14 protein-coding genes are annotated in these 12,682 nt (G+C 58.7%); 12 read left to right on the plus strand and 2 right to left on the minus strand.

The window, feature by feature from the left end; all coding sequences use genetic code 11:
* Positions 1–91: 91 nt before the first annotated feature.
* The 6 genes from sufC (at position 92) to FDP08_RS09130 (ending at position 4,919) form a co-directional block, all read left to right on the plus strand.
* Positions 92–865: a Fe-S cluster assembly ATPase SufC gene (gene sufC, locus FDP08_RS09105; RefSeq protein ID WP_137435665.1), complete on the plus strand. Its 774-nt coding sequence runs from the start codon at positions 92–94 to the stop codon at positions 863–865.
* A gap of 12 nt (positions 866–877) precedes the next feature.
* Positions 878–2,164, plus strand: coding sequence for a Fe-S cluster assembly protein SufD (gene sufD / locus FDP08_RS09110; RefSeq protein ID WP_137435667.1), 1,287 nt, complete (start codon positions 878–880; stop codon positions 2,162–2,164).
* Positions 2,165–2,170: 6 nt separating this feature from the next.
* The gene (locus tag FDP08_RS09115) at positions 2,171–3,424 is read left to right on the plus strand and encodes an aminotransferase class V-fold PLP-dependent enzyme (protein ID WP_137435669.1); all 1,254 of its coding nucleotides are present in this window, start codon (positions 2,171–2,173) and stop codon (positions 3,422–3,424) included.
* Positions 3,425–3,437: 13 nt separating this feature from the next.
* The gene (locus FDP08_RS09120) at positions 3,438–3,791 is read left to right on the plus strand and encodes a HesB/IscA family protein (protein ID WP_137435671.1); all 354 of its coding nucleotides are present in this window, start codon (positions 3,438–3,440) and stop codon (positions 3,789–3,791) included.
* Between the two features lie 124 nt (positions 3,792–3,915).
* Positions 3,916–4,458, plus strand: a complete 543-nt coding sequence (sufT, locus tag FDP08_RS09125; RefSeq protein ID WP_137435672.1) for a putative Fe-S cluster assembly protein SufT — start codon at positions 3,916–3,918, stop codon at positions 4,456–4,458.
* Positions 4,458–4,919 carry a SufE family protein gene (locus tag FDP08_RS09130; RefSeq protein ID WP_137435674.1) on the plus strand — a complete coding sequence of 154 codons (462 nt, stop codon included), beginning with the start codon at positions 4,458–4,460 and terminating at the stop codon, positions 4,917–4,919. Before sufT ends, FDP08_RS09130 begins: the two co-directional genes overlap by 1 nt.
* Before the next feature lie 22 nt (positions 4,920–4,941).
* Here the strand turns inward: FDP08_RS09130 and FDP08_RS09135 are convergent, their stop codons facing one another.
* Together FDP08_RS09135 and FDP08_RS09140 are read right to left on the minus strand one after the other, a co-directional pair.
* Positions 4,942–6,132: a flagella assembly protein FlgT gene (locus tag FDP08_RS09135; protein ID WP_137435676.1), complete on the minus strand. Its 1,191-nt coding sequence runs from the start codon at positions 6,130–6,132 to the stop codon at positions 4,942–4,944.
* 14 nt (positions 6,133–6,146) lie between these two features.
* Positions 6,147–6,680: an LPP20 family lipoprotein gene (locus FDP08_RS09140; protein ID WP_137435678.1), complete on the minus strand. Its 534-nt coding sequence runs from the start codon at positions 6,678–6,680 to the stop codon at positions 6,147–6,149.
* 254 nt (positions 6,681–6,934) lie between these two features.
* Here FDP08_RS09140 and traF point away from each other — a divergent pair, with 254 nt between their 5' ends.
* The 6 genes from traF to FDP08_RS09170 all read left to right on the plus strand — a co-directional run bounded on the left by traF (position 6,935) and on the right by FDP08_RS09170 (position 12,680).
* Positions 6,935–8,191, plus strand: coding sequence for a conjugal transfer protein TraF (traF, locus tag FDP08_RS09145; RefSeq protein WP_137435680.1), 1,257 nt, complete (start codon positions 6,935–6,937; stop codon positions 8,189–8,191).
* A gap of 132 nt (positions 8,192–8,323) precedes the next feature.
* The gene (locus FDP08_RS09150; RefSeq protein WP_137435681.1) at positions 8,324–9,421 is read left to right on the plus strand and encodes a tRNA nucleotidyltransferase/poly(A) polymerase-related protein; all 1,098 of its coding nucleotides are present in this window, start codon (positions 8,324–8,326) and stop codon (positions 9,419–9,421) included.
* A 32-nt stretch (positions 9,422–9,453) separates the two neighbouring features.
* On the plus strand, positions 9,454–10,200 hold the full coding sequence (locus FDP08_RS09155; protein ID WP_137435683.1) for a pteridine reductase: 747 nt from the start codon (positions 9,454–9,456) through the stop codon (positions 10,198–10,200).
* Positions 10,201–10,290: 90 nt separating this feature from the next.
* Complete coding sequence (locus FDP08_RS09160) at positions 10,291–11,469, plus strand: acetyl-CoA C-acetyltransferase (protein WP_137435685.1); 1,179 nt, start codon at positions 10,291–10,293, stop codon at positions 11,467–11,469.
* A gap of 7 nt (positions 11,470–11,476) precedes the next feature.
* Positions 11,477–11,941 carry a tRNA (uridine(34)/cytosine(34)/5-carboxymethylaminomethyluridine(34)-2'-O)-methyltransferase TrmL gene (gene trmL, locus FDP08_RS09165; RefSeq protein WP_137437272.1) on the plus strand — a complete coding sequence of 155 codons (465 nt, stop codon included), beginning with the start codon at positions 11,477–11,479 and terminating at the stop codon, positions 11,939–11,941.
* Positions 11,925–12,680 (plus strand): type 2 periplasmic-binding domain-containing protein, encoded by a 756-nt coding sequence (locus tag FDP08_RS09170; RefSeq protein ID WP_170978998.1) that lies wholly within the window; start codon positions 11,925–11,927, stop codon positions 12,678–12,680. Before trmL ends, FDP08_RS09170 begins: the two co-directional genes overlap by 17 nt.
* Positions 12,681–12,682: the final 2 nt, after the last annotated feature.

Raw genomic sequence — 12,682 nt, forward strand, 5'->3', positions numbered from 1 at the left:
AGGACCTCCCCGGCGGCTGACCCACCCCAAGTTGAGGGTCGGTCCCAAGACACAGGAATTCAGACAGTTACAAAGAGAGAGAAGCCTACAAATGCTGAGCATCAAGAACCTGCACGCATCCGTTGAGGGTGAAGAGATCCTCAAGGGCATCAACCTGGAAATCAAGGCCGGGGAAGTTCATGCCATTATGGGCCCGAACGGCTCAGGCAAGAGCACGCTGTCCCAGGTGCTTGCAGGCAACGAGACGTTTGAGGTGACCGAAGGCGAGATTACCCTGAACGGCGACAACCTGCTGGACCTCGAAACCGAAGAGCGGGCCCGCGAAGGCATCTTCCTGGCTTTCCAGTATCCGGTGGAGATTCCCGGGGTCAGCAACCTTCAGTTCCTGCGTACCGCCGTTAACGCCATGCGTACCCACCGTGGCGAGCCGGAGATGAACGCGGCCGAGTTCATGAAGCTGGCCAGGGAAGTTTCCAAGCAGGTGGATCTTGATCCCGCCTTTCTCAAGCGCGGCGTGAACGAAGGCTTCTCCGGCGGTGAGAAGAAGCGTAACGAAATCATGCAGGCGCTTCTGCTGCAGCCCAAGCTGGCGATTCTTGACGAGACTGATTCGGGGCTTGATATCGATGCCCTGCAGGTTGTCTCCAAGGGCGTGAACGCCCTGCGTGCGGACGACCGCGCCATCCTGATGGTGACCCACTACCAGCGGCTGCTGAATCACATCGTGCCGGACTACGTACACGTTCTGGCCGGTGGCAGAATCGTCAAATCCGGTGGGCGCGAGCTGGCGCTCGAGCTTGAAGAGCGCGGTTACGGCTGGCTCGGCGTGAAAGACGAAGAAACCACCCCCAGTGCAGCGAGCTAAGGAGGTCGTGGAATGAAACCAGCACCAACGCTTTCCAGCGCCTTCCTTGAGCCAGGCCGGCAGTCACTGCCTGCGCCATTGCTTGAGCTGCGCAAACAACGGGGTACGGCACTGGTGGATATGCCATTGCCAACCCGCAAAACCGAGAACTGGAAGTACTCCAGCCGGCACCTGACGCTGACTGATGAGCTTGCCGCTACCCTGCCCGCGACCGGCAAGGACGGTCTCAGCCTGTCGCTGCCAGGTTACCGGGTTGTGTTTCATAATGGTGTGATGATTCCGGAAGCATCGGACTTCCCCGACCTCGACGGCATCCGCATCCAGCGCTTCGCCGATCTCGATGACGACGAGGCCGCGGCCCTGGCCGATCGCCTCGACAACACCCTGGACAACCGGGCCGTGCAGATGGCCAGGCTGAACTCGGCGCGTTTTGAAGACGGCCTGTACATTCAGTTGGACAAGGAAGCTGTGCTCGACCAGCCCTTGTTCATCGTGCACGAAGTAACCGGCACCGCTTCCGGCTCTGCTTACCCGCGCATCTATGTGGACGCGGCGCGTCACAGCCAGATCACGCTGGTTGAGGAATACCTCTCCAGCGGAAATGAGCCTGTCATGGTCAATGCGGTCACCGAGTTCATGCTGGGAGACGGCGCCAATGTTACCAGTGTGCGATTGGTCATGGAGGGCGAGAACGTCCAGCATATCGGTGCTACCGGTGTTCGCCAGGCGGCCAGTTCCCGCTTCGAAAGCCATTGTGTCGGCTTCGGCGGACCGCTTCGCCGTCACGACCTGATGGTTCGCCTGGAAGGCGAAGGTGGTGAGTGCAAGCTGAATGGTGTGGTGGTTACCCAGGGCAAACAGCACTACGACAACCACACCTCCATTGAGCACGTGGCTGCCCACTGCAACAGTGAAGAAACCTATCGCAACATCGCTGCCGACCAGTCCCACGCTGTGTTCAATGGCCGCATCCATATTCATGAGGATGCCCAGAAGTCGAACGCCAACATGAACAACAAGAACCTGTTGCTCTCCACCGGCGCGGAAATCGATACCAAGCCCGAGCTGGAAATTTACGCGGACGACGTCAAGTGCGCCCACGGTGCCACCATTGGCCAGTTGGACAAGACCTCCCTGTTCTACCTGGTTTCACGGGGTATCGGGCGCCGCGAGGCCAATACGCTTCTGACTATGGCCTTCATTAACGAACTTGTTGAACAGATTCCGGTTCAGGCAGTCAAAGACGCTGCACAGCTTCGGCTGAATGAGTTTTTCGATCAGACATTTGAGGAGGCCTGACCGGTTATGACAGACCTTTCCGTGGCAAAAAAGGCTGGCAAAGTGGCGTTTGACGTCGATGCCATCCGCCGGGACTTCCCGATCCTTGATCAACGGATCAACGGCAAGCCTCTCGTGTATCTGGACAACGGTGCTTCGGCTCAGAAGCCAATCGCCGTACTGGACGCCATGGATCGGTACTACCGGGAGATGCACTCCAATGTCCACCGGGGTGCCCACACCCTGGGCGACCGTGCCACCAGCGCGTTCGAGGGCGCTCGCGAAAAAGTCCGAAGCTTCCTGAATGCCAACAGTACCCGTGAAATTATCTGGACACGAGGCACCACAGAGGCCATCAATGTGGTCGCCAACGGCCTTGCTGGCCGCCTGAAGCCGGGCGACGAAATCCTGGTCAGCCATATGGAACACCATGCCAACATTGTGCCCTGGCAGATGGTGGCTGAGCGCACGGGGGCGAAAGTGCTTCCTGTACAGGTAACACCGGAAGGTGAGCTCGACCTGGAATCGTTCACCAGCCTTTTGGGCGATCGCACCCGCGTGCTGGCGCTGACCCACGTCTCCAACGTTCTGGGCACGGTTAACCCGGTTGCCCCGCTGATAGAACAGGCCAAGGCCAGGGGTGTGATTACCCTGATCGACGGCGCCCAGGCAGTGCCCCACTTCCAGCCGGACGTACAGGCACTGGGTTGCGACTTCTATGTCTTCTCATCCCACAAACTGTTCGGTCCTACTGGCATCGGCGTGCTCTACGGAAAAGCCCAATTGCTCGAGGAAATGCCTCCCTACCAGGGCGGCGGCGAAATGATCGAACGGGTATCTTTCGAGCGCACCACCTGGAACGTACTGCCCTATAAATTTGAGGCAGGCACGCCACCCATTGCCGAAGCAGTCGGCCTGGGGGCGGCTATCGACTATCTGGATAGCCTCGACCGCAAGGGCATGGAAGCGGCGGAAGCGGCGCTTCTCACCCGGGCAAACCAGCTGGTTGAAAGCGTCCCGGGCATGGAGGTGATCGGTACGGCCAGCAATAAAATGCCGGTTATGTCCTTTAAAATCGCCGGACTGCACCCCAGTGATATAGGCACTTTGCTGGACCAGCAGGGTATCGAGATCCGAACCGGCCACCATTGCGCAATGCCGCTAATGGACTTTTACGGGGTTCCCGGCACAGCCCGGGCATCCTTTGCGTTTTACAATACACTGGAAGAAGTGGAACAATTATTCACTGCTCTGCAGAAAATCCAGCGCCTGTTTGCCTGATGGAGGTGGAAACATGACAGCCGAAGTCTACACACCAACCGTAGCCGTCACCATGACGCCCACTGCGGTGAAACACGTTCGCAAACAACTGGACAAGCGGCCGGAAGCGAGAGGCATACGCCTGGCCATCAAGAAAAGCGGCTGTTCCGGCTTCAAATATGAAACCCAGTGGGTGGAAGAGGCCGGCACGGACGACAAGGTCTTCCACATTGACGGTGTGGATCTGTTCGTGAAGGAAGAGCACCTGCCGCTGGTGAATGGCATTGAGATTGATTTTGTGACAGAGGGAGTGAATTCCCTGTTCCAGTTCCGGAATCCGAATGCCACCGCTGAGTGCGGTTGTGGGGAGAGTTTTACGGTTGCCTGAACCTGAAACTGTGGTGTCGGATTACGGCTTCGCCTAATCCGACCTACAAGACCAATCAACGTAGGTCGGATTAAGCGAAGCGCAATCCGACAAACCAGCTAGAGAAAACGAGGCCCCTGAAGGCATGCAAGAACGGGAAGTGGTCCTGACCAAACGCGAAGTAGAGGCACGCCTGGTGCCCACCGGCACGGAAATCATGATTCCGTCGGACACCTTTGTGACCATCACGCAGTCACTGGGTGGCAGCTTTACCGTTGCTGTTAACGGCAATCTCGCGCGCATTGAGGGCCACAACGCCGATGCGCTGGGCAAGAAGCCCCTGGAAAGCAGCTTCGACACCCCCGAAGACGGCACTGTGAACGAAAACCAGGTCTGGGAAGCCATGAAAAACTGCTACGACCCGGAAATTCCGGTGAACGTGGTGGATCTGGGCCTGATTTACGACTGCAGGATCGAGAACGGCACCGAAGATGGCAACCATGTCTACGTTCTGATGACATTGACCGCTGCCGGTTGCGGCATGGGCCCGGTGATCACCGAAGACGTCAAAACCAAGCTCGAGCATGTGCCCAATGTCGACAAGGTGACTGTTGAACTCACCTTCGACCCGCCCTGGAACAACGACATGCTCACCGACGAAGCCAAGCTTGAACTGGGGATGCTCTGATGACCGCCTCTGAACAGGACTTTCTGAACAACCCGCTGGGAAAAGACACCACCCTGGAAGACGTTGTGGATGGCTTCGAATTCCTGGACGACTGGGAAGAGCGCTACGCGTTTATCATTGACCTGGGCAAGCAACTACCGGCATTTCCGGATGACGAGCGCAGGGAAGAGAATTACGTGCACGGTTGCCAGAGCCAGGTCTGGCTGATTCATCACTATGATGAGCAAAGCGGGAAGTTGTACCTGTTGATCGATTCCGATGCCATCATTGTTCGCGGTCTTGCTGCCATCATCCTGGTGGCGCTGAACGGCAAGACGCCCAGGGATCTGCTGGCAACGGATATCGACGAACTGTTCGAGCAGCTGGACCTGTTCCGCCACATTTCCCCTACCCGGGGCAATGGGCTTCGGGCCATGGTAGCCAAGATCCGCGATATCGCGGCGGAAACCGCTGCAGCCTGAAAGCGCTCGCTCCTGGCAGTGCCTACCAGACGATGGCCACATCATCCCGCTGGATATTGATCAACCCTCCTGAGACCGGAATCCTGCCGTTGCTGAAATCCGGATGCACGTTGTTCACTGTCATGGTGGTGCCGCTGTCCTGCAGCTCTGGTGTGGCACCCGGTGAGTCGAAGAAGCTGGCACTGCGGTAGAGTTTCAGCTCGTCCCCCGGCCTCAGCCCGGCAGTGGCGCCCGAATCCAGAGTCACCTTGCGACCGTCCACACGGGTTACCCGGGTAATAAAGGGTTGGCACGCCAGGGCATTGTTCACCGCAGCCGTCATATCCTTCATCAGGCCGCCCACGGCCTGGCCGTAACGGGTTTCCTGGAATCCGGCCGATCCGAATCCGTCGGAAGAGCCCGGGCCGGCATCCCAGCGTGCCTCTGTCGCGAATCGCTCCTGGTAAACAGGGGCTCCGCTGAATCCGTCATAAATCATCAGGTCCGCCACAAACCGCCGGTTCTGGTTCGCAGCACCAACCCCCCTTTGCATGCGGTCGATGATGGACGTGCCCCAGGCATCAGGATCAGACACACCCACATCGCGGATCACACCGGCAACCACAAACTGCACTCCCAATTCCCGCGCCACCTGGATCACGTTGGTGAGACGGTTATTGAATTTCTGCTGGGTTGGCGCGTTGAGAAGGTCGCTGAACAGGCGCTGGGTGGTGGCACCGAATACCTGAAGATTGCCGGTAGCCCGAAGGTCCGCCTGCAACAATTGCGGCAAGATCTCGCCGGCGTCATCAATACGGCCAATCCGCGCCTGATCCGGGTACACCATCGGGAAGCCGGTGACCGCAACACGTCTTCTCAGGCCACTTGCCTCACCCGCACTGCAGCTTCCGCTTTCCGACATATCGGCGCGAACGGTCACCCGCATCAGATCGCCTCGACGATACTCGTCGACCACCTTCACTGACCTGGCTCTCGATGACGATGCCACCTGCAGGCGGGATTCGGTCACTACGCCGTTTTCCATGGTATCGCGGCTGCTGATTCTGGCCTCATACTGCAGGGATACATCCCGCAGAGCCGCCTTTTTGGCCTCCTGCCTGGCGCTATCCACATCGTCGTTGTAGATGGTGGCATGCCCGACGCCCTCAAGCACGACGGCCTGGACATTGGCGGCAAGCATCAGCGCTGTAATAACCAGAATTGCCAGCTTCATGGAGAATTATTCTCTCAGTCGAGATAGTAAAGGGAGTCCACGCCCCGGCTCTGAACATCACCGATGCTGTCATTGTCCCCGGGCATGGGAATCGGGCACAGGTCCTGAACTTCCCTGTCGGAAACCCGGGACACGCAGGCACGGAACCTGGGCTCCAGCTTCAACTCCATCACCGTTTCCACAACGCCGTCACTGTGCTCGTTCACCGCCACCATCTTGGCGCCACGGATGTAGCTGTCCACGTAGGTGCGGAACATATCGTTCTGCAGCACGAAGTCATTCACCGTAGAGCTGCCGTAGATTACCGTGCCATAAACCCGCTCTGCGAGATTACGGTACGCATCCAGCTGCGATGCCCGGCGGGCCAGCAGGCGCTTGCGGGTATTCAGGCGGTCTTTTGACACGTCTTCATAGGTACCAAAGCCGCTGACCCGAACCGTAATCGGGTCCAGCTCGGTCTGTTGCTGTGACTCCCGATTCTGACCAATCGGGGCGCAGCCGACGATAGTCAGCATCAGCGCAGGTATCAGTATCCACCGCAGGGTCATCTTGATTCTCCGAAAAAACACCAGTTCACCACTTCCATGAAAAATTCAGGCCAACCTTTGTAACTGGCTGAAATTCATAACTCCACACTCAACAAAGCGGTTTTCGTCTCGCCAGAGCGGCAAAAAACCACCGCCATTTACACTAGGAAAACAAACCGTTACCGCATCACCGGTGAGTCACTGGACAAACTGAATTAGTCTTAACATCGCGTAATCTTTAAACCGACACTATAAATGCATCATCAGGATCCACCATGACCGAAAACCGTCTGACCAAGCTCTCCCTGGCCATCGGCCTTTCCATCGCCACCACCTCTGCCATGGCCAGCCCGCAAGCATTTATGTCCGCACGCTCCTTTGCCATGGGCGGAACGGGTGTCGCTATCGCTCACCCGGCGGCAGGCGCTTCCAACCCGGCGATGATGGCGGCAGAGCACCACGACTGGTCAGACGACTTCGGCCTGATTCTTCCTTCCGTCAACGCACGCATGGCCGACGAAGAAGAAACCATCGACCAGATCGATGATATCCAGGACACCATTGACCGCTTTCAGGAACTGGACAAGACCTCAAGCCAGGCAGAAGCCCAGCGAACCGCCGGTGAACTCAGGCAGCAGTTGAATAACTTTGACCGTGACACCGTCAGGATCGATGCCGGCCTGGGTATAGCTCTGGCGGTGCCGACAGATTCCATCTCCATCGGCTTCTTCACCAACGGCAACCTGCGGGCCACCGTACGTGGTGAATTTGACGAGCGTGATGATCAATATCTGGAGATTCTGGAGACAGGAACGGAGGCAGAACTGCTGGCTGCTGATCTGGACCGTGACCTGCAATCCCGGGGTAGCGTCCTGGCCTCCGCCGTTACGGAGATTGGCATTTCTCTCGCCACCTCGATTGACCTGCAGAATGACTCGCAGCTGCAAATCGGGGTTTCGCCAAAATACGTTCAGTTACGCACCTACCAATACACCCAGACAGTATCCGGCTTCGAAGACGATGACTTCGACAGCGACGAGAATGAAACCGACAAAAGCGGTTTCAACCTCGATGTCGGTGCCGCCTACGCCTTTGGCTCCCGCAACCAGTGGAACGCAGGTGTTGTGGTCAAGAACCTGATCCCCATGGAGCTGGACTCCGCAGCGAACCGCCCTACTGAAGAAGAGCGCACCCTGGAGCTGAACCCCATGGTGACGGCCGGCATCGCCCACAAAGGCGATTTCCACGTTGTAACGGCGGAAGTGGACCTTACCAAGAAAGAAGCGTTCGGTTACGAGGATGACACCCAGTGGCTTGCCCTCGGTGCTGAATTCGACGCCTTCCGTTACGCCCAGCTTCGTGTCGGCGTGCGCCAGAACCTGGCCAGCAACGACGACAACGACGGCATTGAGGAAGACACCCAGTTTACCGCAGGTATCGGCCTGTCTCCGTTCGGTGCCCGTCTGGACATCGGCGCGCTGGTCAGCGATGCGGACCTTGGCGCTGCGATTGAGCTTGGCGCCGCATTCTGATCCAGTCCGGATAGCAATCCCCCTGAAGCCCGGCTCCGTGCCGGGCTTTTTTGTGGCCTGCTGGTTTGCCAGCACAGGGCCTTACCCTGATAATCCCCTGACCAGCATCCCGAAAGGAGTAATATCCGATTCATGAAAACCTACCTGGTTGGCGGCGCAGTACGTGACGAACTTCTTGGCCTGCCGGTAAAAGACCGGGACTGGGTAGTCACCGGCGCGACGCCAGACGAGATGCTCCAGCAGGGTTTCAAGCAGGTGGGCGCTGATTTTCCGGTGTTCCTGCATCCGGATACCCGGGAAGAATACGCACTGGCACGAACCGAGCGGAAACAGGGGCGCGGCTATCACGGCTTTACCGTCTACAGCGCTCCGGACGTCACCCTGGAAGAGGACCTCAGGCGCCGGGACCTGACCATCAATGCCATGGCAAAGACCACCGAAGGCGAACTGGTAGACCCTTTCGGCGGCCGTGAGGACGTCCAGGCGCGCAGCCTGCGCCACGTGTCCGAAGCCTTTGCTGAAGACCCCTTGCGAATTCTCCGCACGGCACGTTTCGCGGCCCGGCTGCAGCCCCTGGGATTCACCGTGGCGGAACCCACCATGGCGCTGATGCGGCAGATGGTGAAAAACGGGGAAGTTGAACATCTGGTGCCGGAACGGGTCTGGCAGGAAATCCAGCGGGCACTGCATGAAAACGAACCCGGTACCTTCTTCGAAGTACTCCGGGATTGCGGTGCGCTGGCAACCATTGTTCCGGAACTGGACCGGGACGATGCCTTGTCAGTCGCACTATCTGCCCTGCGTTGTGTACACAACAGCGAAGCTGAAACCAGCCCCCGCTTCGCTGCGCTGATGTCGTCACTGACACCAGATGAGGCCCGCAACCGGGCTGCGCAACTGAAAGCCCCGAATGACTGCCAGGACCTGGCCCGGCTCACCACCAGCCTGCTGCCACAGATCCGCGCCATGACCAGCTACCGGGCAGAATCTCTGCTTGAGGTGCTGGATGAGGCCGATGTCTGGCGCCGTGCTGACCGGTTTGCCGAACTGCTACAGACACTGAACTGCGCCCTGCCCGACACCGAGCAGAAAAAACTGGGCTGGCTGGAATCGGCACAGCACGCAGCCACAGGTGTTCAGGCAAAGGACTTGATGGCGCAGGGTTACCGGGGAAAAGACCTGGGCCGGGCAATCCGAAACGAGCGGTTGCGGCGTATTTCCGAGCTCTAACCTGAACCCCGACCGACACAGTGAGACACACCATGGCATCACCGACACCAGTCGTGCTCATCACCGGAGCGGCGCACCGCCTGGGCGCCCACACCGCCAGTCACCTCCACCAGCGCGGCTGGAACCTGGTGATCCATTACCGCTCGCGGGAAGCAGAAGCCAACAGGCTTCGCGACGACCTGAACAAAATCAGACCCGATTCGGCTGTCGTCATCCGGGCGGATCTCGCCCACCCTGGCGATATTGACCGTCTGGCAAACAAAGCAATCGCCGCCTGGGGGCGGCTTGATGGCCTGGTGAATAACGCCTCGGTGTTCTACCCCAACCCCACCCCGGAGGCCGATGCCGACGACTGGGACACCATCATGAACACCAACCTGCGCGCGCCCTTTTTCCTGGGCCAGGCCTGCCTGCCCGCCCTGAAAGAATGCCGGGGAACCATCGTTAACATGATCGATATCTACAGCCAGCGCCCGCTGGCTAACCATCCGCTGTACTGCGCCAGTAAATCCGGCCTGGCATCACTGACCCTGTCCTGGGCGAAAGACCTGGCACCGGAAGTACGGGTGAACGGCGTTTCCCCGGGTGCCATCCTCTGGCCAGAAGGTGAGGCTGCCATCGATGAAAACTATCAGCAGGGTATTCTGGCCAAAACACCCCTGGCCCGCACAGGTTCACCGGACGACATCGCCGGCGCCATTGCCTTTTTCCTGTGTGATGCACCTTTTGTGACCGGCCAGATCCTGGCGGTGGATGGCGGCCGCAGCCTTAATATGTAGGCAGGTTACACTTGCTCGCTTTGGCCCACTCCAGCTTTCCGATACAATGCGTGCAGCTTTTTAATCCTGCCTGAGAACCGGAGAGAACCCATGCGTGATGTTGTTATCGTAGCCGCCAAACGTACCGCCGTCGGCAGCTTTGGCGGCGGGCTTTCCAGCCTTCGCGCCGACCAGCTCGGCAGCGCCGTTATCAAGGCCCTGCTGGAAGAGTCCGGCGTTGCCGCCGACCAGGTCAACGAAGTGGTGCTGGGCCAGGTGCTGACAGCTGGCTGCGGCCAGAACCCGGCGCGCCAAGCTTCCATCAATGCAGGCATTCCCGCCTCGGTGCCAGCCATGACGATCAACAAGGTGTGCGGCTCCGGCCTCAAGGCCGTACATATGGCGGTTCAGGCCATCCGCTGTGGCGACGCCGAGCTGATGATCGCAGGCGGCCAGGAAAGCATGAGCCAGGCACCCCACGTGCTTCCCAATAGCCGCAACGGCCAGCGTATGGGTAACTGGAACATGGTGGACACCATGATTTCCGACGGCCTGTGGGACGCCTTCAATGACTATCACATGGGTGTGACCGCGGAAAACATCGTGGAAAAATACGGCATCAGCCGCGAAGAGCAGGACGAGTTTGCCGCGGCCTCCCAGCAAAAAGCCTCTGCCGCAAGGGATGCCGGTTATTTCGACAGCCAGATTGTTCCTGTCACCATTCCCCAGCGCAAGGGCGACCCGCTGATTGTGGACAAAGACGAGAGCCCCAGAGCGGGCGTTACCGCTGAAAGCCTGGGAAAACTACGGCCCGCGTTCAGGAAGGATGGAACCGTCACCGCCGGAAATGCGTCTTCCCTTAACGACGGCGCGGCCGCAGTGATTGTGTGCAGTGCTGACAAGGCAAAAGAGCTGGGGCTTACACCACTGGCGACCATCAGGGCCCACGCCAATGCGGGGGTTGACCCCACTATTATGGGCACCGGCCCGATTCCCGCCAGCCAGCGCTGCCTGAAACTGGCGGGCTGGTCGGTAGACGACCTGGACCTTGTCGAAGCCAACGAGGCATTTGCGGCCCAGGCCATTTCCGTTAACCGGGATCTTGGCTGGGACGCGGCAAAGGTCAATGTGAATGGCGGCGCCATTGCACTGGGCCACCCAATCGGAGCCTCCGGCTGCCGGATTCTGGTCAGCCTGCTACACGAAATGGCTCGCCGGGATGCCAAAAAGGGCCTGGCAACCCTGTGCATTGGCGGCGGCATGGGTGTAGCCCTGGCCGTTGAGCGCTGAATACCGGATGCTGAACGTGGTGTTGTTTGAGCCTGAGATACCGCCGAATACCGGCAACATCATCAGGCTCTGTGCCAACACCGGCTGCCGTCTGCATCTGATTGAGCCCCTGGGTTTTACCCTGGAAGACAAGCAGATGCGGCGGGCTGGCCTGGATTATAGTGAGTATGCAACGGTCACAGTTCACCCCGACTTCACGACCTTTCTGGACAGCGAACGGCCTTCACGGCTGTTCGGGCTGACCACCAAGGGCTCCCGTGGATATCATGAAGTGACCTACCAGAGCGGTGATTACCTGATGTTCGGCCCTGAAACCCGGGGCCTGCCAGCAGGCATTCGCCAGGCGCTTCCGCAAGCACATTGCCTGAGAGTGCCGATGCGCCCGGAAAGCCGCAGCCTCAACCTTTCAAACACGGTTGCGCTGGTGGTCTATGAAGCATGGAGACAGCTTGATTTTGAAGGAGCTCAATAATCATTACCGGCCGACGGTTCTGGCCTTGGCAGCAATGGTGCTGCTGTTTGCATTCAGCGGCTACCCGAGCTACGGCGCCGCTGGTGAATCGGATGCCGGCACCCGGGTCATAACGACCCCCTCGACCACTTCCGAGGTATCGGTCGTATTTGGCAAAGACATTATCCAGCAGCTTTATACCAGCTGCGGCCTCACCATTCGCTACCTGGATGCTCCCGCAGCCCGTGCCGTGATGATGGCAGAAAAAAGCCAGTCCGATGGTGAACTGGCGCGAATCCCCATGGCCGTTAAAGAAAATGCCCCGCTGATTCCACTGAATACCCCCATCGAAGAGGCACGACTGGTCCCCCTTTTCCTTGACAGCAAATCCGCCAAAGCCCACTCCGACCTGACCGATAAACGAATCGGGTTTCTCAATGGCTACCGGATGATTGCTGCCGTGTTGCCGGAAGATGCCACGCAGGTTGCCACCAGCGACACCTTTCAGCTGGTCAGTCTGCTTAAACGTAAACGGATTGATGTTGCGCTGACACTGGAGTGGGACGCGCTGGCCGCCAAACATCATAACCCGGACATGGTTATCGGTAATCCGCTACTGGAATCGCCCATCTACCACTGGGTCCACGAATCCCGGGAAAATGACATCCCCTGCCTTTCCGAAACACTCAACGACATGAAGGCCGACGGTGAGATTCAGCGAATAATCCGGGAAGGCATCGAATCGAGCTCACCAAAATAAAA

It is taken from the genome of Marinobacter panjinensis (genome assembly GCF_005298175.1).
GTDB classification, from domain to species: domain Bacteria; phylum Pseudomonadota; class Gammaproteobacteria; order Pseudomonadales; family Oleiphilaceae; genus Marinobacter; species Marinobacter panjinensis.